Here is an 18,389-nt window from a genome sequence, read left to right as displayed (position 1 = left end):
CGTCCAAAATCAACCGAATCCATGTGTTTTTGGCCTCAACTCGCAAACCTGGCCGATGCTGGCTTGAATTTCACACCTTAAACGCGTTATTTCGCGGCAATCTTCTTCGCCCATGAATGACGGGCATTTACCTTTTTGGAATTGAGTAACCCTATGCCCGTATCCAGCCTCGCCCCGATCCCAGAGCTTTTTGTCTCCTATGAATCCGCGCAGAAATTGAAACTAGAAGCCGCCGACCTTGTTTCGTGGGACCTTACACCGCGTCAAATTTGCGACCTAGAACTCTTAATGAATGGTGGATTCAATCCGCTCAAAGGTTTCTTGGGCGAGGACGACTATAATGGCGTCGTTGAAAACATGCGTCTTGCAGATGGCACGCTTTGGCCAATGCCAATCACGCTCGACGTTGGCGAAGCCTTTGCTGAAGCCCTCGAATTGGGCCAGGATATCGCCCTGCGCGACCAAGAAGGCGTTATTCTAGCAACCTTGACCGTGACAGACCGTTGGGAACCCAATAAATCCATCGAAGCCGCGAAGGTTTTCGGAGCCGATGACGATGCGCACCCTGCAGTAAATTATTTGCACAACCAAGCCGGAAAAATTTACCTCGGCGGTCCAATTACGGGCATCCAACAACCTGTGCACTATGATTTCCGCGCCCGTCGCGACACCCCAAACGAGTTGCGCGCCTATTTCCGCAAAATGGGCTGGCGTAAAGTTGTCGCGTTTCAAACGCGTAACCCGCTGCATCGTGCCCACCAAGAACTGACATTCCGTGCCGCCAAAGAAGTGCAAGCCAACTTGCTAATTCACCCTGTTGTTGGCCTCACCAAACCCGGTGACATTGACCACTTCACGCGCGTGCGGTGTTATGAAGCCGTCTTGGACCAATATCCATCGTCCACAACGTCTATGAGTCTCCTCAACCTTGCCATGCGCATGGCAGGTCCACGCGAAGCTGTTTGGCACGGATTGATCCGCAAAAACCACGGTGTAACCCACTTTATCGTTGGTCGCGACCACGCAGGCCCCGGCAAAAACAGCCAAGGCGAAGATTTCTATGGCCCCTATGAAGCGCAGGATTTATTCCGCGTGCACCAAGAGGAAATGGGCATCGAAATGGTCGATTTCAAACACATGGTCTATGTGCAAGAACGCGCCCAATACGAACCTGCGGACGAGATCGAAGAGGGCGTAACTGTTCTTAACATCTCAGGCACCGAGCTTCGCCGCCGCCTTTCGGAAGGGCTTGAAATTCCTGAATGGTTTAGCTTCCCAACCGTTGTAGAAGAATTACGCAAAACACGTCCAGCCCGCGCAAAACAAGGGTTTACCGTCTTTTTCACTGGGTTCTCTGGCTCAGGAAAATCGACCATTGCTAATGCTTTAATGGTAAAACTCATGGAGATGGGTGGCCGTCCGGTGACGCTTCTTGATGGTGATATCGTGCGCAAAAACCTCAGCTCTGAGCTTGGGTTTAGCAAAGAACACCGCGACCTAAACATCCGCCGCATCGGATATGTTGCGAGCGAAATCACCAAAAATGGTGGCATCGCCATTTGTGCGCCAATCGCGCCCTATGCAACGACCCGCCGCGCCGTACGTGAAGAAGTTGATCAATTCGGGGCCTTCATTGAAGTCCACGTCGCCACGTCGATCGAAGAATGTGAACGTCGGGATCGCAAAGGCCTGTACAAACTTGCGCGCGAAGGGAAGATCAAAGAGTTTACTGGAATTTCAGACCCCTACGACGTTCCTCTAACACCAGAACTGTCTGTGGAAACAGAGAACGTTGATGTCGATAACTGTGCGCATCAGGTCATTCTTAAACTTGAAAGCATGGGCCTAATTACAGCATAAGCTTTTATTCTAAGCAAAAAAATACCCCGGTTTTGCGACCGGGGTATTTTCCTTTATAACCTACGTGAATCGCACAAAACCTTGCGCGCATAGGACTTATTAGTGCACCGTCATCGGTACAAAATCATTTTCCAGCGCTAAGTGAAACGCAGTTTGGCGGTCATTCACCAATGCCACCTGTTCTCCATTAGCCTTATGTACCGAATAAACGCGCGTAAGCTCTGGAATTTCCAGTCGAATATCCATTGGCAGTGAGGCCACCTCAACAGGACGTACGTAAACGATCCGGCTGTCGTCATTTGGTAGTTTCATTTTCGTATTCATATCCAGCCCCAATCTCGATTGATTATTTCTGATTTATTTCAATTGTTTGCACCACAACATCAGGTACAGCGCGCGTCAGATCGATGTGCAACAAGCCATTTTCGGTTTTCGCATGTCCAACCTCCACCCCTTCCGCCAGCACAAAGCTCTTTTGGAACTGTCGTCCGGCGATTCCACGATGAAGATACACACGACCGTCGCTTTCTTCAGATTGACGCCCCCGAACCACCAGTTGTTTATTCTCAACCGTGATTGACAGATCTTTCTCATCGAATCCCGCCACAGCAAGAGATATTCGATAACTGTTTTCGCTGGTTTGTTCAATGTTGTACGGAGGATAGCCCTCATTTCCGGACTTGACTGTCCGTTCAACAAGGCGCTCAAGTTGATCAAACCCCAATAAAAATGGGTGAGACCCGAGTGTAAGTTTAGTCATCGACGCGTCCTTCTCAAAAGCGACTGTCTATTTATGGCCCCGCTTTGCGGCGACCGCTTAGGTTAAATATGGGCACGCGGGAGGTGAGTCGCAAGGGGCGTTAATTTATCGTTGTCTTTAGGTAACATATTTTTCCCCGCTGGCGGTAAAACACGCTATTTTCAGGCAAAATCAATGCGAGTCGAAAGTTAATAAACCCATGTCGGATACTGCGAATGAAATGCCCCGAGACGACGTTCTGCGGGTAAAACTATCCGTTTTGACTCAGGAGCACCGCGACCTAGATCTTGCGATTCATGCGTTGGAGGAGTCTCGTTTGGCCGATCAGCTGCAACTTCGGCGGATGAAAACCAAAAAACTGTCGCTAAAAGACCGAATTTCGGCAATCCAAGACGAGCTGACGCCCGATATCATTGCCTAGCCGCTCAGGTTAGCTATAGTGCCGCTTCCATTGCACTCGGCCCAAAAGACTGGGCCCAAACCCTGAAATGGGCATGTTATGATAGATGTTAAAGTTGGGATCATTATGGGCAGCCAAAGCGACTGGCCAACAATGAAACTCGCCGCTGAAATTCTGGACGAATTGGGCGTGCCTTATGAGACCAAAATTGTATCCGCGCACCGCACGCCGGACCGCCTTTGGGCTTACGGCAAAACAGCCGTGTCGCGCGGCCTTCAGGTTATTATTGCAGGTGCCGGTGGTGCCGCGCATTTGCCCGGAATGATGGCGAGTAAAACCCGTGTTCCTGTAGTTGGCGTGCCGATCCAGACCCGCGCACTTTCTGGTGTGGATAGCCTTTATTCCATCGTCCAAATGCCTAAGGGCTTTCCCGTCGCGACGATGGCGATTGGCGCTGCAGGGGCTGCCAATGCGGGCCTCATGGCCGCTGGGATTCTGGCCAATAATGATCCTGACCTTGCCGCGCGATTAGACCAGTGGCGCGAGGACCTCGCAGCCTCCATTCCGGAAGAACCAAGTGATGAGTGAAGCAATGCTAAAAACCGGTGCGACGATTGGAATTTTAGGCGGGGGGCAGCTTGGAAGAATGCTGTCGGTCGCCGCCTCGCGTCTGGGCTTTGCCTGTCACATTTTTGAACCTGGAGTGAACCCTCCGGCGGGCGACGTGGCAGCCAAGGTCACAACGGCCAATTACGACGATTTGGCGGCTCTCACAGCTTTTGCCAAAAGCGTAGATGTCATAACTTACGAATTTGAAAACATCCCAACCGAAGCCCTCGATCACCTCGAGTCTCTGTGCCCAATTCGCCCGGGCCGCGAGGCCCTTCGCGTCTCACAAGACAGGATCACCGAAAAGGACTTCCTTGTCGGTCTTGGTTTGAAAACAGCTCCTTACGCAGCGGTTGATACACTCGAAGCTCTGACAGATTCTCTTGCAACAATCGGCACGCCAGCCATCCTAAAAACCCGCCGTTTTGGCTATGACGGCAAGGGGCAAGCTCGGATTATGGCGCCCGTTGATGCCCCGTCGGCCTTCGCCGACATGGCGGGTGCGCCGAGCGTGCTCGAAGGCTTCATCAACTTTACGCATGAAGTCTCGGTCATTGGAGCCCGCTCGATAGATGGTCAGGTGTCCTGTTATGACCCCGGCGAGAACGTCCATCGCAACGGGATTTTACACACAACGACCGTCCCTGCCCGCCTAACATCAAGCCAACGGATGGAGGCGGTTCTACTGACAGCAAACATCCTCAATGCATTGGATTATGTTGGCGTCATGGGGGTCGAACTTTTCGTGACATCCGAAGGTTTAATCGTCAACGAGATCGCGCCACGCGTCCACAATTCGGGCCATTGGACGCAAAACGGCTGTGTGATCGACCAGTTCGAACAACACATCCGCGCGGTGGTCGGCTGGCCCCTTGGGGATGGTTCCCGCCATGCAGACGTAGAAATGCACAACCTGATTGGCACCGATATGGACCGCGTTTCAACCTTGGCCGACGAAGGGAATGCCGCGCTTCATTTGTACGGAAAAGCGGATGTAAAATCTGGCCGCAAAATGGGCCACGTTAACCGCCTCGTCCCTAAAAAAACCGCGAAACCTTAACGCAGAAAATCAGGCAGGAGGTCTTGGGTCAAAAGGAGATCCTCGACCGCCTGTGTCCACGTTAGATTGTGGTCGAATTTTCCTTCCTCAAGGAAGGTGTAAACCTGTCGAATGACCAAAGCGTTATTCATCATAAACGTATGATTTACAGGTAAAACGATATGGTCCGCCGCCCACTCGAGGCGCGTCGAGGCAACAGAGACCTTGCCATCATCGGGCCCTTCAATCAGGGCCGAGTAGATTGGATTTAGGCTTTGATCCCCCGCAATAACACCGAGCTCAAATTGTGACTTTTGGATGCGTGCGATCATATCGTCGGCTTCAGTACCCAATTGAAGCCCCGCAGGTCCATTAACCCACTCAAACGGCTCCAAGTCCCCCAAGATATCCACCAGTTCCGAACCGTGATTTGGTGGTGCAAGCATAACCACACGGCCCAAATTTTCTGGTTCGGTTACGGCGACCCAAACACGCACCAAAATCCCGCCCATAGAGTGGGTAACAAAGTTAATTTTCTCGTCACCACAAGCTGCCACGGCGGGTGGGAAGGTTATTTCTACAAGGTCCTGTACCTTCATTTTTGTTGAAGGGTAGCCTTGATTCACAACCTTATAACCCTCTGACACCAAATAATGCTCAAGGGCAAACAGGGAGTTCGATCCACGCGCCAATCCATGTAGAAAAATGACGCATTCAGCCGAGGCAGATGCGGGCAATAACAAAAAGAGGGCTACTAAAAAACGTTTCATCATTGCCAAAATATAAGACTCGTTGTGCAAAAATACGAGGGGAATTCCTGACCTGTGAGGATCACCCTGCGGAAGGACGCTTGAGGGAAATCAAAACACCCGCCAAAACCAGTGCCGTGGCGACCATGAGTCTAACGGTCAGCGGTTCATTCAGGATCAAAACTCCGCCGATGGACGCGATAATCGGGACAGTCAGCATGGAAATTGCCGCAACCGTAGAAGGGAGTTTGGGCAAAACTGCGTACCAAACCGCATAGCCCATTCCCGACGTGACGACCCCAGAAATTATGGCCAAGGCAATGCCCGTGGGGGTATATGCGGCCGTGGAAGCGTTCAACAGCACGACCAAAAGCGACAGTGGGATCGCGAAAACGAAATTTCCAGCGGTGGTCGCCAAAGGATCAATCGCGTGGCGCCCGATAAGTGAATAAATTCCCCATCCGATTGCAGCGGCAGACATCATTGCTGCTCCCGAAAACGAGATTTGAACCGTGGCTTCGTCTGAGGGCCAAAGCAGGTACACTAGCCCCGCAAAGGCAACAGCCGCCCCAATCCACCGCGCGTTTGGAAGGCTTTCGCGCGCGAGAATTGCGCCTACAAACATGGTGATCTGAACGCCGCCAAACAGAATAAGCGCCCCTACTCCCGTGCCTAAAGTGATGTAAGCAAAGGAAAACCCGACCATATACACCGCAAGAGAGACAACGCCGCCCACGCCACCCGACTCAAGTTTGCGTCCCCGAATCAGGACCACGACCCAAAGAAAAACACCACCTGACAATAGACGCACAGCAGCGAAGCCTGCGGGATCAATGGCCATCTGCGCAAGGGCCAATCGATTGAGGACAGAATTAGCAGCAAAGGCCACCATTGCTAAGGCAACTAGAAATAAAAGACGCATACCGCCTTTTGACGTCATCAGCCTTTTAGGGCAAGAGCATTGAGTTTTTAAAAACTTTAACAATTTTAAAACTGTCGATTTTCATATGCCGCAACGGAAAAGGGCCCACGTTTCCGCAGGCCCTTTTAAATTTTCTGATGAAGCTAAAAGCTTACATCATGCCGCCCATGCCGCCCATGTCGGGCATGCCGCCACCGGAACCGCCAGCAGGAGCTGGTTTCTCGGCGATCATGCATTCTGTTGTGATCAAGAGACCAGCAATAGAGGCCGCATCTTCGAGTGCTGTGCGTGTAACTTTCGCAGGATCGATAACACCAAATTTGAACATGTCGCCATATTCTTCTGTTTGAGCGTTAAAGCCGAAAGTTGGATCGTTGCTTTCGCGGATTTTGCCCGCAACAACTGCACCGTCAACACCAGCATTTTCTGCGATTTGACGCAGTGGCGCTTCAAGAGCACGCATAACAATAGCAATGCCCGCTTCTTGATCAGCGTTCGCTGCTGTCATGCCGATAAGAGACTTAGCTGCTTGAATGAGAGCAACACCACCACCAACGATAACGCCTTCTTGAACCGCAGCACGTGTTGCGTTCAATGCATCGTCAACGCGATCTTTGCGCTCTTTAACTTCAGTTTCTGTCATGCCGCCAACGCGGATAACAGCAACACCACCAGCCAATTTGGCTACGCGTTCTTGAAGTTTTTCACGGTCATAATCGGAAGTTGTTTCTTCGATCTGTGTACGGATCTGGGAAACGCGTGCTTCGATTTCTGCTTTTACGCCAGCGCCGTCAACGATTGTTGTTTCGTCTTTGGTGATGGTGATGTTTTTCGCAGAACCAAGCATGTCGATTGTGACAGACTCAAGCTTCATGCCGAGGTCTTCGGAGATCACTTGACCACCCGTAAGAACCGCGATGTCTTGCAACATGGCTTTACGACGATCGCCGAAACCAGGAGCTTTAACAGCCGCAATTTTCAAGCCGCCACGAAGTTTGTTCACAACGAGAGTTGCAAGCGCTTCGCCTTCAACATCTTCTGCGATGATCAAAAGTGGTTTGCCAGATTGGATCACTGTTTCAAGCAATGGAACCATTGGCTGGAGCGAAGAAAGCTTTTTCTCGTGAAGCAAGATAAGACAGTCGTCAAGTTGAGCGAGCATCTTGTCAGGGTTCGTCACGAAGTAAGGGGAGAGGAAGCCGCGGTCGAACTGCATGCCTTCAACAACATCGGTTTCTGTTTCCAGACCTTTGTTCTCTTCAACAGTGATAACGCCTTCGTTGCCAACTTTTTGCATCGCGTCTGCGATTTGACGACCGATTTCAGCTTCGCCATTGGCGGAGATTGTGCCAACTTGCGCAACTTCGTCGCTGTCTTTTACAGGACGGGAAGACGCTTTGATCGCTTCAACAACTTTGGAAACAGCCAAGTCGATTCCGCGTTTCAGGTCCATTGGGTTCATCCCAGCAGCAACTGATTTCAAGCCTTCTTTAACGATGGCTTGAGCCAAAACTGTCGCGGTTGTTGTACCGTCGCCAGCTTCGTCATTGGTACGGGAAGCAACTTCCTTAACCATTTGTGCGCCCATGTTCTCAAACTTGTCTTCAAGTTCGATCTCTTTGGCAACCGTCACACCGTCTTTGGTGATACGGGGTGCGCCGAAGGATTTTTCAATCACAACGTTGCGGCCTTTAGGGCCCAAAGTTACTTTAACCGCATCGGCCAAAATATTCACACCAGCAAGCATACGATTGCGGGCGTCTGTGTTAAAACGGACTTCTTTAGCCATTTGACACTCCTACAGAAAATTAATGTTGGGAAAGGATCGCTTAGCCGAGAAGGCCGAGGATATCGCTTTCTTTCATGATGAGCAGCTCTTCGCCGTCAACGGTGACTTCGGTGCCGGACCATTTGCCAAACAGGACTTTGTCGCCTGCTTTTACGGACATTGGGATAAGCTCGCCGCTGTCTTTGCGTGCGCCTTCGCCCACTGCAATAACTTCAGCTTCAGCCGGTTTTTCTTTTGCGCTTTCGGGGATAAATAGGCCGCCAGCAGTCTTTTCGTCGCTTTCAACGCGACGAACGAGTACACGGTCATGTAACGGTGTAAATGCCATCTCAGAACGCTCCTTCATTCGAGGTTTCAATTCTTTGTCACTCAACACGGTCGAGTGATAACGACTGGAACCTATGTATCGCTCACGAAGGTGTCAACCGCCAACTATGCAAATTTTTCCACTATTCGCGCGCGCCCTATTTCCATGCGGGGTATCAATCCCTATCTATTAAGATAACAGGAGATTTTATGCGGCGTTTTATTTATTTTATTGCACTTTTCTTCGGCGCTTCTTTGCCAGCACACGCCACCTGTGAGGGGAAAGACCTCATCCAGACGATGCCATCGGAAGAACGCGCGGCATTTGACGCCGTCGTTAATGCGCAGCCATTTCCCAGCGGGAATTTCTGGCGCGCACAAAAAGGCGACCAGGAGGTTTTCCTATTTGGCACTTTCCATATGGGCGATCCGCGTCACGATGCAACCATGCTCAAAATCGCGCCCTATCTGGATTCTGCCGACCTCGTGCTGCTCGAAGCCACGCGGAACGACGTGAAAAAACTTAAAACCTACATGGCCCAAAATCCGGAAATCTTGTTCATTCAAGACGGACCAACCCTTCCCGACCAACTTCCCGAAGACCTTTGGCAACAGTTTTCCAAGGAAATGGGGGTGCGGGGAATTCCGTCGTTCATGGCCAGCAAATTTAGGCCGGGCTATGCCACGATGATGCTTGGCATCCCGCCTTGTGCGATGGATTTCGTCTCTGGAGACGCGCCTGCGGGCTTGGATACCCTTATTCAAAACTATACCCGCGACAAACGGGTTGCGACCAAAGGCCTTGAGCCTTTTGACACAGCGATTGGCATTTTCAACCTCCTAGAAGAGGGTGACCCGATGGAAGCTTTGCGCATTGGGATCGCCATGACAACCGACGCCACGAACAGTTTTATTACCCTGCGCGAAGGATATTTTCGCGGTGACCACGGTGCGATTTGGGAATTTGGCCGACGCACAGCCCTCTCAACACCTGGGCTTGATCCAGACTTGCTAAAACAGGATTTCGCCAAACTAGAGCGCGTCACCCTTGTTGATCGCAACGCCGCTTGGATGTCCGTTATTTTAGAGGAAGCAAAGGATAAACGGCTTTTCATCGCTGTCGGGGCAGCCCATTTAACGGGAGAGACAGGCATTTTGAATCTGCTGGCAAATGAGGGGTACACCCTGTTTCCGATCGACTAGCCTAGGCGTGTGCCTGCTCCCCTTTGGGAGTCAGCGCATAGACCCCCAATCCGACGCGCTCAAACCAGCCATAGTGATCATCCGCCATCATCCGCGTCGCTACCTCAACACCCGTCGCCTTGGCCACCACCGCGCCTTTTGACGGGCCATTCTTGGCCAAAAATAATGCGATTTTAATGGCGTCTTGCCGATAAGCCGTCACAAGACCAACCCGCGTTTGCCCGCCCGCATTGGGGTCACCAACCCGCCGCGCAAACTCCCGCAACAATCGCGTTTGGCGCGGTTTGGATTTTCTGGGTGTAAAGGGCGCGGGGTCTAAATGGACTTCGACGAACTCATCCTTCAAACGCACAGTAATAAGCCCCAACCCCAAACGTCGACACAGACTTAAATGCCCCTTGAGGGCCGTCAAAAAAGGTTTCCCTTTGCCGCGCGGCACCGCCAGATAAACATCATCACTTATGGCTTGCCGCGCCACACCTTGGTGCAAAAGCGTGAGCGTAAACCCAAGCTTCAACTCAACCAGAACCGGCGCCTCGTCCCCGCGCACAGCGACAACATCAACCGCCCCGATTTCCGCCTTCACCTCGTAGCCCTGCGCCTCTAGATAGGCTTTCACTGGCGGATACAAATCTGTTTCGCGTGGTTTTACATTCGGTTTGGCCACAGTGTTTCCCAGTTTCAGGTTCCAAGGAGCGCGACCTAAAGCCACGTGCGTAAAAACTGTGACGTTATCCGCGCCACCAATGCGTGACAAGCCCATCGACTCCCCCTATAACGCGCTCAAATCCCTTTGAAATTGGACATATCTCATGACAACACTCGTTTTCGGCCACAAAGCCCCCGACACCGATAGCGCCGGTTCCGCCCTCATTTGGGCTTGGTACTTGAATGACGTGAAATCAACGGCGGCCAAGGCCGTTTTGCTCGGAACTCCCAACACCGAAGCCGCTTTCGTTCTGCAACGCTGGGGCTTTGAAACTCCTGAAATCATTACGGATGTTGCCGATGGCGCGCCCGTTGTGATCGTCGATACCAACAACCCAGCCGAACTTCCTGCAAATATTAATAACGCGGATATCAAAGCCATCATCGACCACCACAAATTGGTTGGCGGCCTTGAAACAAGCGGCCCAATCTCGATCACAATCCGCCCCCTCGCATGTACGGCCACAATCATGCACAATCTGATGGGCGACAACGCGGCGAATATGACAGCCCCAATCAAGGGCCTCGTGCTGTCGTGCATCCTTTCGGATACGCTTGAATTCCGCTCCCCGACCACAACCGACCAAGATCGCGCCCTTGCGGAAAAATTGGCTGGTGAACTGGACCTCGACATTCCGACGTATGCCGCCGAAATGTTCGCAGCGAAATCCGATATCTCACGCTTCTCTGACGCCGAGCTTCTGCGTATGGACAGCAAGGAATTCACTGTGGACAACGTAAAATTCCGCGTGTCCGTCCTTGAGACCACCGCTCCGGCAATCGTACTCGACCGCAAGGCGAGCCTTTTGGCTTCGTGTGCGACCGTCGCCGCCGAGGATAATGTTGACCACGTTCTCTTGTTCGTTGTCGACATTCTCGCCGAAGAAGCCACCCTGCTTATCCAAAACGACACCGTCAAAGCGGTCGCAGAAAAAAGCTTCGGTGTGCCCGTTTCTGGCGACAGCGTGGTCCTTCCCGGTATCATGAGCCGCAAAAAACAGATCATCCCAAACCTTAAAGTTTGAGTTAGTTCACAATTTTTAAGGGGGTGCCATGTGCGCCCCCTTTTTGATCAAAAGGAATGTTTCTATGTCGCGCATTGTCTCTTCTCTCGCTGAAATTTCCGAAACATACGACGCACTTTTTGTCGACCTTTGGGGATGTGTACACGATGGAATCGCGGCGATCCCCGACGCTGTGGCAGCCCTGCAAGCGTACCGTAAACGTGGCGGAAAAGTCATTTTGGTCACCAACTCGCCCCGCCCCCGCGCTTCGGTTGAGATTCAACTCGATGGCTTTGGCGTGCCCCGCGACGCATGGGACGCCATCGCTACCTCGGGCGATTCCGCGCGCTCGGCGATGTTTCGCGGCGCTGTCGGAGAAAAAGTCTATTTCATGGGAACTGAAGACGAAAAGGCTGCCTTCTTTCGCCCTATCGCCGTCGTCAAGGACGCACGCGAAATCATAGCGGTTCCCCTAGCGGAGGCGGAAGGCATTGTGTGCTGCGGCCCCAAAGATTCCCTCGCCGACCCTGCCGTAAACCGCCCCACATTTCTTGCCGCCAAAACACGCGGCTTAAAACTTCTGTGCGCCAACCCTGATATTGTCGTCGACCGCGGGGAGCGCCGCGAATGGTGCGCAGGTGCGCTCGCCGCGCTCTATACCGAAATGGGGGGTGAGAGTATGTATTTCGGCAAACCACATCCGCCCATCTATGATCTAGCCCGCCGCCGACTCGCGGAAATCGACAGCGGCATTCCGGATGACCGTATTTTGGCCATTGGCGACGGTATTCACACCGATATCCAAGGCGCGGTGGGTGAAGACATAGATTCTTTATTCATCACAGGCGGCCTCGCAGCTGCAGAAACTGGGACAACAGATCAGCCCAACCCCAAGCGTTTAAAGACATATCTTGATGAATCTGGCTTTCAGCCAACATTTTCTATCGGGTTCCTGCGTTAAAAAATACTTGATTTTCTGCACCAGCAAAGTAATAAAATACCAACAGAGGTAATCTGTTGGTATTTTTATTTCGCGATGGATGTAGGGATGACGCAAATGTTGGACGACTTTTACCGAGGCACCGTCTGTATCGAAGACCTAGAAATCGGTATGTCGCGGCATGTTGAGAAAGCCATTACGGACCGGGACATCGAACTTTTTGCCGAAGTGTCGACTGACCGTAACCCTGTCCACCTCGACGATGCCTATGCGCAGGACACCATTTTTGAGGGTCGCATTGCGCACGGCATGCTGACAGCGGGTTTAGTATCTGCGGTGATCGGCGAACAACTCCCTGGCCATGGGACAATTTACCTAAGCCAAAGCCTCAAGTTTCTTGCCCCAGTGCGCCCTAACGACATCGTCCGTGCAGAAGTTACCGTCGCGCAGATCGACTACTCCAAAAGACGTGTGACGCTTGATTGTCTATGCCTTATCGACGGAAAACCCGTGCTGAAAGGCGAGGCAATAGTCCTCGCACCCTCCAAAAAATTCGACTAAATACAACGCCCCATGAAGTCTAGAAACTGTACCGAAAACCAGCCAAGAAAGCTTCACTATCTAGATGGGACACGGCCACCCCTTGGGTGTCGTAGCGACGGTACGTGGCGTAGAGTTGCAAATTTTGCCTGTCGAAGTTTTGGACAGCAGCCAACCCCACGGACTTGCTTGATGATCAATCCGCAGGGATATCCGCGCCCAAGTAGTAATCAAGCGAGAAGGCCGTCGTGCCGGCGGCGAAGATATCTCGTAAAACACCAGCTTTGACGTAATTGTAGTCGCCAATGTCCTTCGTTGTGCCGCTTGCCACCGTAAGATTGAGGCCGGAGGATTTGTGTAAAACGGATGCAGACCCTGCGAGGTTTTCGAAGGTCTCGCCAATCCAACTCACCCCGACACCCGCCATAAAGCGATAAGCGCCTGTTTCCCCTTCATAGCGCCCCGCCAATATCGGAATAGACATTTTCATCATCGTCGTGAAGGACATCTTGGCCGTGCGCCACCGAGAACATAAATCCATTGAAATCCGGCGTATCATAGCGCACGCGGAACAAACGTCTGCCGACAAAATTTTTGTAGTAATCCGCAATTATTTCCCCGCTGAGGGTGCCGTCAACGCTCCGTAACAACTGGCTCGCCGCAGAATCTTTGACCGAGACACCAGCGACCACTGTTGTGTTGGGGAAATCGATTCCCGTGATGCCATCTGTCGCCATTGATCCTTGACCAAACGCGAAGTTGCCCACAAGGTCGTTTTCAAATTCCACCTCCAAGTGGCGGATATTTGTTTTGTCGATTGTATACCCACTTCCCACCGGCGTGTTCAAATTTACAGACGATGTGGAGTTTGGAGTAATCCCCACTTCAAAACGACCACCAATGCCCCATCCAGCCCCAAGGGTGTTTTCATATCTCACTCCTATACGGGAACCAGAGTTGTCGTTGTCAACGGGGAAGTAACTTTGTGAAATCTCGCCGTCATCATACCCCAGATATCCCTGACTTACTTGGCCGTAAAAATCAAACGCACCTCCCGTGTCCATCGTGGTATCTTGGGCAATTGCCGTCCCTGCGAGAACCAGTGCAAACAGTACAGTTGCGGAGAATAGTGGAGTTTTCAGGTTTGAAATCATGAAGTTACATCCATTTTGGCTTTGGGATCTATCCTAACTCAAGTTCCCAAAAATGGCGATATATCGGGAATTTTCAGCTTGCTATAAGTGTATTTCGAACACACCGTATCAAGCTCGCATTAACGTAAGTTACCCTCGTAGCCCTCACAAATGCTTGCACGGGCGCACGTCCGAGGATATGTGCCAAGCATGCATATTTTCCGTGATCACACCTTCATTGACCCCAGGTACCGAGGCGCAAGTATTGCGATTGGAAACTTTGATGGCGTGCATCGCGGCCACCAAAAAGTTATCGATATTGCACGTGCTGCAGCCCCCACGGCCCCCCTTGGAATTCTCACGTTCGAACCCCACCCGCGCCAATACTTCGCCCCCAAAGGCGAGTCTTTTCGCCTGATGAATGCGACCGCCCGCGCCCACCGCTTGGAAAAGCTGGGTGTTGAAAGGCTGTACGAGTTAAACTTCAACGCCTCCCTCTCCAACTTTTCGGCGCGCGCCTTCGCACAAGAAATCCTGTCCGAAGGCATTGGCGCCCGTCATGTCACCGTCGGCGAGGATTTTCGTTTTGGAAAAGGGCGCACAGGGAACGCCATCGATTTGATCGCGTTTGGAAAAGAGTTTGGCTTTGGCGTCACGGTCGTAGAACTGGTTGCGGACGGGGGCGATGAAGTTTCCTCCTCCGCAATTCGTGCGGCGCTAACCGCTGGGCAACCCGAAGTTGCCGCCCGCATGTTGGGCCATTATCATCGTATCGAGGGGCAAGTCATTCGTGGCGATCAACGTGGCCGCGAGCTGGGGTATCCCACTGCTAATATGTCAATCGCCGGCCTGCATCCTCCAAAATTCGGCGTCTATGTTGTACGGGTGGATATTCTTACTGGCTCGTATGCGGGAACATATAGTGGCGCGGCCTCTATGGGGGTGCGCCCAATGTTTGGTGAAAACCTTCCCAACTTGGAAAGCTACCTCTTTGATTTCAAGGGGGATATCTATGGGGAAAATATTTCCGTCGCGCTAATTCAATACTTGCGCCCTGAGGAAAAGTTTGACGGGCTTGAGGTCCTCATCGCGCAAATGGACGCGGACTGTGTTAAAGCGCGGCAAATACTCGCCGCGCTTTAATCAAAACATTCAGGTAGTATAGGTGCCTTCGTAAATTGGCCCGAGCGTGTCAGCGTCAAACAAAGACGAAACCGAAGTGCCATTCCATGTGTTCTGAATTGCTTGGGCGAACATCGGAGCGGTCGGAACAATCCGAATGTTTGTCGCATCGACAACTGGCTTCGTAGGCTGAATGGAGTCGGTAATCACCAAAGATTTCATCACCGAATTGGCAACCCGCTCAACGGCAGGGCCGGACATGACGCCGTGTGTGATGTAGGAATGGACTTCCTTAGCACCGCTTTCCATCAAGACTTCTGCGGCCTTGCAAAGGGTTCCTGCGGTATCCACCATGTCGTCCACGATGATACAGGTTTTGCCCGTCACATCCCCGATCACTTTCATTTCTGCGATTTCGCCAGCTTTTTCGCGACGTTTATCAACGATGGAAAGCGGCGCATTGATCCGTTTGGCCAATTCGCGCGCGCGCGCAACCCCGCCCACATCCGGGGACACGACCATCAATTCATCCATGCGGCCCTTGAATTCATGTTCAATATCAAGCGCAAACACGGGTGAGGCATAGAGGTTGTCCACGGGAATATCGAAAAACCCTTGGATTTGAGTGGCGTGAAGATCGAGCGTTAGAACCCGTTCGATACCGGCTTGGGTAATGAGGTTTGCAACAAGTTTCGCCGAAATAGGGGTGCGCGCCTTGGTGCGGCGGTCTTGACGGGCGTAGCCAAAATAGGGAATGACGGCCGTGATCCGCGCTGCGGACGAGCGCCGCAGTGCATCTGCGATAATCAACAATTCCATCAGATTATCGTTCGCCGGATTTGACGTAGATTGGATGATAAACATATCCTCGCCACGAACATTTTCATAAACTTCGACGAAAATCTCTTGGTCGTTAAAGCGTTCAACGCGTGCGTCGACAAGGCCGACGCTCACACCACGATGCAGCGACATACGGCGTGCAATGGCGGTTGCGAGCGGACGGTTCGCATTTCCGGAGATAAGTTTGGGAGCAGATTTGGTGGACATGGCAGGGGGGTCCCTATTGAAAGTCAGTATCAGAATCATGACGTTGACACGGCTTAACATCTCGCTACCGTCGTGCCAAAGAAAATGCCGCCTTGGAGACCATATATGACTAAAATAGACTACTATTTCGCGACGATTTCCCCTTTCACCTATTTAGCAGGCGCACGCCTTGAGGAAATCGCGAAAAAACACGCGGCGCAGGTCACCTATAAGCCGCTCGACATTATGGCGCTTTTTGCACGCACGGGCGGCACCCCTCCAAAGGATCGCCATCCAAATCGCATGGCATATCGCCTGCAGGAAATCCGTCGCCAAGCCGCGCGCACGGGCCTGCCCACGAATATAAAACCCGCGCATTGGCCCACAAATATGGCCCCTTCGGCTTATGCAATCATTGCGGCCCAAAACACCGGCGGCGATGTCGGCGCGCTTGCCCACGCGTTTACCCGCGCCTGTTGGGCCGAGGAAAAAGACGTGGCCGATGAGGGGGTCATCCGCGCCCTCCTCGCTGCAAATGGGTTCGACCCTGAGTTGGTGAACTCAGGCCTCCTAAGTGGTGCAGAAACATATACTCGCAACCTTGAGGATGCCGTAGAAGCGGGTGCTTTTGGCGCCCCTACCTATGTTGCTGACGGGGAAGTTTTTTGGGGTCAAGACCGTTTAGACGACCTTGATCTCCACCTCGCGGGCAAACTTTAAGTTCGCAAAACATCAAGGAATTGGTCGATCATCTCATGGCTGATCGACCAGTCACAAACAAACCGTGCAATGAGAGGCTCCTCAGGATTCTCCCCGTCTAGGTCGCCGACCATGATGTGATAAACGGCACCCGCCTCTTTGAGTTTTTGATGCGCAGCGCGAGGAAGGGCCGCGAAAATAATATTGGCATCTACAGGTCCGACAAATTCGGCTCCCGCTTTTGCAAGCCCCTCCGCCAGATACGCTGTGTTTTCATTGGCGGAAGTGGCGGACGAAAGCCACAAGTTATCAGTAAGATACGCCAACATTTGCGCCGCAAGGAAACGGTTTTTTGAGAACAAATGCGCGCCGCGCTTTCGGCGCAACTCAAATTCGGCCGCATCGCTGGGGTCAAAAAAGACCGCAGCCTCAACGCCAAGTAATCCGTTTTTAGTCCCGCCGAAGGACAGCGCCTTGACCCCAACTCGCCATGTCATTTCTGCGGGTGTGCATCCCAATGCGGCTATCGCATTCGCAAAACGTGCGCCGTCCATGTGGGTCTTGAGCCCATAGGATTTGGCCAAGCCCGTAATGGCTGCAATTTCGTCCAAGTTGTATATTGTGCCCGCTTCCGTGAGCTGGGTGATTGAAATCGGGCCGCGCTGTGGTCCGTGCACGCCGCGATTGCCTTCGCCCCGAATGGCACTTCCCAGAAATTGCGGGGACATTTTCCCATCAGTCGTCGGAATCAAAGTGAGCTTGGCGCCGCCCGTATAAAACTCCGGCGCGTTGCATTCGTCCTCATGGATATGGGCAACATCACTGCAAAAAATCGTGTCAAACGGTCGCGCTAGACAGGCGAGAATAAGAGAATTGGCCGCTGTCCCTGTGGCCACAAGATGCACGACGGCTTCGGGTGCCTCGAAAATGGTGCGGATTTTGGAGGTCACTTCGGCCATGATCGCGTCGGCACCATAGGGCATGGCAAAGCCCGAATTAGCGTCGAGCAAGGCTTGCATCACTTCGGGGTGGGCCATTCCGGCGTTGTCTGATGCAAAAAACATTAACTCAAGTCCTCAATGATATAGTCTTCCCAATCCTCTTCGGCGACTTCAAATTCGGGAATTGTCCAGCCACGCACAGAGATTCCGGCCGTATGCACGGTTTGTGGATCGCCCGAAACAAGGGGGTGCCAGTCGTTTAATGGCTTACCCTCGTGAAGCAATCGGTACGCGCATGTTGCGGGCAACCAATAGGCGACATCCTTGATCGATTCGGGTTTCAGGGAGACACATTCAGGCACGAATTGTTTGCGAATTTCATACTGACCACATTGGCAACTGTCGTCGTCCAAAAGACGGCATGCAACCCGTGTAAAGGCAACTTCCCCAGTATCCTCGTCTTCGAGCTTGTTGAGGCAGCATTTCCCACAGCCATCACAAAGCGCTTCCCATTCGCGGGAATTCATTTTCTTGAGAGGGATATCTTCCCAAAAATTGGGGCGCAATCCGGATCGATCAATTTTGTTGTTCATAGGCCCCTTCTAGGGAAAGTTGGAGCCCGTGGAAAGAGCCCCAAAA

The 18,389-nt window shown here is 52.3% G+C and carries 22 protein-coding genes; 10 read left to right on the top strand and 12 right to left on the bottom strand.

The window, feature by feature from the left end:
* Positions 1–153 precede the first annotated feature (153 nt).
* The gene (locus AB9F29_RS01140) at positions 154–1,860 is read left to right on the top strand and encodes a bifunctional sulfate adenylyltransferase/adenylylsulfate kinase (RefSeq protein WP_335586094.1); all 1,707 of its coding nucleotides are present in this window, start codon (positions 154–156) and stop codon (positions 1,858–1,860) included.
* A gap of 99 nt (positions 1,861–1,959) precedes the next feature.
* On the opposite strand, the gene AB9F29_RS01135 is transcribed toward AB9F29_RS01140, so the two are convergent.
* Positions 1,960–2,184, bottom strand: a complete 225-nt coding sequence (locus AB9F29_RS01135; protein ID WP_039004385.1) for a DUF1150 family protein — start codon at positions 2,182–2,184, stop codon at positions 1,960–1,962.
* Positions 2,185–2,206: 22 nt separating this feature from the next.
* Complete coding sequence (locus AB9F29_RS01130) at positions 2,207–2,620, bottom strand: Hsp20 family protein (RefSeq protein ID WP_039004386.1); 414 nt, start codon at positions 2,618–2,620, stop codon at positions 2,207–2,209.
* Between the two features lie 199 nt (positions 2,621–2,819).
* Between AB9F29_RS01130 and AB9F29_RS01125 the strand changes: the two genes are divergently transcribed.
* The 3 genes from AB9F29_RS01125 to AB9F29_RS01115 all read left to right on the top strand — a co-directional run bounded on the left by AB9F29_RS01125 (position 2,820) and on the right by AB9F29_RS01115 (position 4,689).
* Complete coding sequence (locus AB9F29_RS01125; RefSeq protein WP_039004387.1) at positions 2,820–3,041, top strand: YdcH family protein; 222 nt, start codon at positions 2,820–2,822, stop codon at positions 3,039–3,041.
* A gap of 78 nt (positions 3,042–3,119) precedes the next feature.
* A complete protein-coding gene (gene purE / locus AB9F29_RS01120) occupies positions 3,120–3,608 on the top strand; it encodes a 5-(carboxyamino)imidazole ribonucleotide mutase (RefSeq protein ID WP_335586092.1) in 489 nt (162 codons plus the stop codon).
* Positions 3,601–4,689, top strand: a complete 1,089-nt coding sequence (locus tag AB9F29_RS01115; RefSeq protein ID WP_335586091.1) for a 5-(carboxyamino)imidazole ribonucleotide synthase — start codon at positions 3,601–3,603, stop codon at positions 4,687–4,689. The genes purE and AB9F29_RS01115 overlap by 8 nt, the downstream gene beginning before the upstream one ends.
* Here the strand turns inward: AB9F29_RS01115 and AB9F29_RS01110 are convergent.
* The 4 genes from AB9F29_RS01110 to AB9F29_RS01095 form a co-directional block, all read right to left on the bottom strand.
* Positions 4,686–5,438, bottom strand: a complete 753-nt coding sequence (locus tag AB9F29_RS01110) for an esterase/lipase family protein (protein WP_369754416.1) — start codon at positions 5,436–5,438, stop codon at positions 4,686–4,688. The two genes, AB9F29_RS01115 and AB9F29_RS01110, sit on opposite strands and share 4 nt — an antisense overlap.
* Before the next feature lie 61 nt (positions 5,439–5,499).
* Positions 5,500–6,339 carry a DMT family transporter gene (locus AB9F29_RS01105; RefSeq protein WP_369754308.1) on the bottom strand — a complete coding sequence of 280 codons (840 nt, stop codon included), beginning with the start codon at positions 6,337–6,339 and terminating at the stop codon, positions 5,500–5,502.
* A 151-nt stretch (positions 6,340–6,490) separates the two neighbouring features.
* Positions 6,491–8,128, bottom strand: a complete 1,638-nt coding sequence (gene groL / locus AB9F29_RS01100) for a chaperonin GroEL (protein WP_335586089.1) — start codon at positions 8,126–8,128, stop codon at positions 6,491–6,493.
* A gap of 40 nt (positions 8,129–8,168) precedes the next feature.
* Entirely contained in the window at positions 8,169–8,456 is a 288-nt protein-coding gene (locus AB9F29_RS01095) for a co-chaperone GroES (RefSeq protein WP_039004535.1), read from the bottom strand.
* Between the two features lie 188 nt (positions 8,457–8,644).
* Here AB9F29_RS01095 and AB9F29_RS01090 point away from each other — a divergent pair, with 188 nt between their 5' ends.
* The gene (locus AB9F29_RS01090; RefSeq protein ID WP_369754307.1) at positions 8,645–9,637 is read left to right on the top strand and encodes a TraB/GumN family protein; all 993 of its coding nucleotides are present in this window, start codon (positions 8,645–8,647) and stop codon (positions 9,635–9,637) included.
* Between the two features lies 1 nt (position 9,638).
* Here AB9F29_RS01090 and AB9F29_RS01085 read toward each other — a convergent pair whose 3' ends face one another.
* On the bottom strand, positions 9,639–10,400 hold the full coding sequence (locus AB9F29_RS01085; protein WP_369754306.1) for a DUF2161 domain-containing phosphodiesterase: 762 nt from the start codon (positions 10,398–10,400) through the stop codon (positions 9,639–9,641).
* Between the two features lie 49 nt (positions 10,401–10,449).
* On the opposite strand from AB9F29_RS01085, the gene AB9F29_RS01080 reads away from it, so the two are divergent.
* The 3 genes from AB9F29_RS01080 to AB9F29_RS01070 all read left to right on the top strand — a co-directional run bounded on the left by AB9F29_RS01080 (position 10,450) and on the right by AB9F29_RS01070 (position 12,850).
* A complete protein-coding gene (locus AB9F29_RS01080; RefSeq protein ID WP_369754305.1) occupies positions 10,450–11,370 on the top strand; it encodes a manganese-dependent inorganic pyrophosphatase in 921 nt (306 codons plus the stop codon).
* A 64-nt stretch (positions 11,371–11,434) separates the two neighbouring features.
* Positions 11,435–12,310, top strand: coding sequence for a TIGR01459 family HAD-type hydrolase (locus AB9F29_RS01075; RefSeq protein ID WP_335586085.1), 876 nt, complete (start codon positions 11,435–11,437; stop codon positions 12,308–12,310).
* A gap of 96 nt (positions 12,311–12,406) precedes the next feature.
* Positions 12,407–12,850, top strand: a complete 444-nt coding sequence (locus AB9F29_RS01070; protein WP_335586084.1) for a MaoC family dehydratase — start codon at positions 12,407–12,409, stop codon at positions 12,848–12,850.
* Positions 12,851–13,025: 175 nt separating this feature from the next.
* Here AB9F29_RS01070 and AB9F29_RS01065 read toward each other — a convergent pair whose 3' ends face one another.
* Positions 13,026–13,313, bottom strand: a complete 288-nt coding sequence (locus AB9F29_RS01065) for a hypothetical protein (RefSeq protein WP_369754304.1) — start codon at positions 13,311–13,313, stop codon at positions 13,026–13,028.
* On the bottom strand, positions 13,282–13,983 hold the full coding sequence (locus AB9F29_RS01060; RefSeq protein WP_369754303.1) for a porin: 702 nt from the start codon (positions 13,981–13,983) through the stop codon (positions 13,282–13,284). The genes AB9F29_RS01065 and AB9F29_RS01060 overlap by 32 nt, the downstream gene beginning before the upstream one ends.
* A 189-nt stretch (positions 13,984–14,172) precedes the next feature.
* On the opposite strand from AB9F29_RS01060, the gene AB9F29_RS01055 reads away from it, so the two are divergent.
* The gene (locus AB9F29_RS01055) at positions 14,173–15,105 is read left to right on the top strand and encodes a bifunctional riboflavin kinase/FAD synthetase (RefSeq protein WP_369754302.1); all 933 of its coding nucleotides are present in this window, start codon (positions 14,173–14,175) and stop codon (positions 15,103–15,105) included.
* Positions 15,106–15,114: 9 nt separating this feature from the next.
* Here the strand turns inward: AB9F29_RS01055 and AB9F29_RS01050 are convergent, their stop codons facing one another.
* Complete coding sequence (locus AB9F29_RS01050) at positions 15,115–16,131, bottom strand: ribose-phosphate pyrophosphokinase (protein WP_039004395.1); 1,017 nt, start codon at positions 16,129–16,131, stop codon at positions 15,115–15,117.
* Between the two features lie 105 nt (positions 16,132–16,236).
* Here AB9F29_RS01050 and AB9F29_RS01045 point away from each other — a divergent pair, with 105 nt between their 5' ends.
* Positions 16,237–16,830 (top strand): 2-hydroxychromene-2-carboxylate isomerase, encoded by a 594-nt coding sequence (locus AB9F29_RS01045; RefSeq protein ID WP_369754301.1) that lies wholly within the window; start codon positions 16,237–16,239, stop codon positions 16,828–16,830.
* Here the strand turns inward: AB9F29_RS01045 and AB9F29_RS01040 are convergent.
* Together AB9F29_RS01040 and AB9F29_RS01035 are read right to left on the bottom strand one after the other, a co-directional pair.
* Positions 16,827–17,873: a low specificity L-threonine aldolase gene (locus AB9F29_RS01040; protein ID WP_369754300.1), complete on the bottom strand. Its 1,047-nt coding sequence runs from the start codon at positions 17,871–17,873 to the stop codon at positions 16,827–16,829. The two genes, AB9F29_RS01045 and AB9F29_RS01040, sit on opposite strands and share 4 nt — an antisense overlap.
* On the bottom strand, positions 17,873–18,343 hold the full coding sequence (locus tag AB9F29_RS01035) for a YcgN family cysteine cluster protein (RefSeq protein WP_369754299.1): 471 nt from the start codon (positions 18,341–18,343) through the stop codon (positions 17,873–17,875). The genes AB9F29_RS01040 and AB9F29_RS01035 overlap by 1 nt, the downstream gene beginning before the upstream one ends.
* Positions 18,344–18,389: the final 46 nt, after the last annotated feature.

The sequence above is a fragment of the Falsihalocynthiibacter sp. S25ZX9 genome, assembly GCF_041205405.1.
In the GTDB taxonomy this organism is placed as follows: Bacteria; Pseudomonadota; Alphaproteobacteria; order Rhodobacterales; family Rhodobacteraceae; genus Falsihalocynthiibacter; species Falsihalocynthiibacter arcticus.
Note: the sequence above shows the minus strand (reverse complement) of the source record. Positions and strands in the feature narration are given on the sequence as shown.

Excerpts from the sequence above, each read along its gene's own strand:
- AB9F29_RS01140 (WP_335586094.1), top strand. The coding sequence starts at position 154 with ATGCCCGTATCCAGCCTCGCCCCGATCCCAGAGCTTTTTGTCTCCTAT.
- AB9F29_RS01135 (WP_039004385.1), bottom strand. The coding sequence starts at position 2,184 with ATGAATACGAAAATGAAACTACCAAATGACGACAGCCGGATCGTTTAC.
- AB9F29_RS01130 (WP_039004386.1), bottom strand. The coding sequence starts at position 2,620 with ATGACTAAACTTACACTCGGGTCTCACCCATTTTTATTGGGGTTTGAT.
- AB9F29_RS01125 (WP_039004387.1), top strand. The coding sequence starts at position 2,820 with ATGTCGGATACTGCGAATGAAATGCCCCGAGACGACGTTCTGCGGGTA.
- purE (WP_335586092.1), top strand. The coding sequence starts at position 3,120 with ATGATAGATGTTAAAGTTGGGATCATTATGGGCAGCCAAAGCGACTGG.
- AB9F29_RS01115 (WP_335586091.1), top strand. The coding sequence starts at position 3,601 with ATGAGTGAAGCAATGCTAAAAACCGGTGCGACGATTGGAATTTTAGGC.
- AB9F29_RS01110 (WP_369754416.1), bottom strand. The coding sequence starts at position 5,438 with ATGAAACGTTTTTTAGTAGCCCTCTTTTTGTTATTGCCCGCATCTGCC.
- AB9F29_RS01105 (WP_369754308.1), bottom strand. The coding sequence starts at position 6,339 with ATGCGTCTTTTATTTCTAGTTGCCTTAGCAATGGTGGCCTTTGCTGCT.
- groL (WP_335586089.1), bottom strand. The coding sequence starts at position 8,128 with ATGGCTAAAGAAGTCCGTTTTAACACAGACGCCCGCAATCGTATGCTT.
- AB9F29_RS01095 (WP_039004535.1), bottom strand. The coding sequence starts at position 8,456 with ATGGCATTTACACCGTTACATGACCGTGTACTCGTTCGTCGCGTTGAA.
- AB9F29_RS01090 (WP_369754307.1), top strand. The coding sequence starts at position 8,645 with ATGCGGCGTTTTATTTATTTTATTGCACTTTTCTTCGGCGCTTCTTTG.
- AB9F29_RS01085 (WP_369754306.1), bottom strand. The coding sequence starts at position 10,400 with ATGGGCTTGTCACGCATTGGTGGCGCGGATAACGTCACAGTTTTTACG.
- AB9F29_RS01080 (WP_369754305.1), top strand. The coding sequence starts at position 10,450 with ATGACAACACTCGTTTTCGGCCACAAAGCCCCCGACACCGATAGCGCC.
- AB9F29_RS01075 (WP_335586085.1), top strand. The coding sequence starts at position 11,435 with ATGTCGCGCATTGTCTCTTCTCTCGCTGAAATTTCCGAAACATACGAC.
- AB9F29_RS01070 (WP_335586084.1), top strand. The coding sequence starts at position 12,407 with ATGTTGGACGACTTTTACCGAGGCACCGTCTGTATCGAAGACCTAGAA.
- AB9F29_RS01065 (WP_369754304.1), bottom strand. The coding sequence starts at position 13,313 with ATGTCTATTCCGATATTGGCGGGGCGCTATGAAGGGGAAACAGGCGCT.
- AB9F29_RS01060 (WP_369754303.1), bottom strand. The coding sequence starts at position 13,983 with ATGATTTCAAACCTGAAAACTCCACTATTCTCCGCAACTGTACTGTTT.
- AB9F29_RS01055 (WP_369754302.1), top strand. The coding sequence starts at position 14,173 with ATGCATATTTTCCGTGATCACACCTTCATTGACCCCAGGTACCGAGGC.
- AB9F29_RS01050 (WP_039004395.1), bottom strand. The coding sequence starts at position 16,131 with ATGTCCACCAAATCTGCTCCCAAACTTATCTCCGGAAATGCGAACCGT.
- AB9F29_RS01045 (WP_369754301.1), top strand. The coding sequence starts at position 16,237 with ATGACTAAAATAGACTACTATTTCGCGACGATTTCCCCTTTCACCTAT.
- AB9F29_RS01040 (WP_369754300.1), bottom strand. The coding sequence starts at position 17,873 with ATGTTTTTTGCATCAGACAACGCCGGAATGGCCCACCCCGAAGTGATG.
- AB9F29_RS01035 (WP_369754299.1), bottom strand. The coding sequence starts at position 18,343 with ATGAACAACAAAATTGATCGATCCGGATTGCGCCCCAATTTTTGGGAA.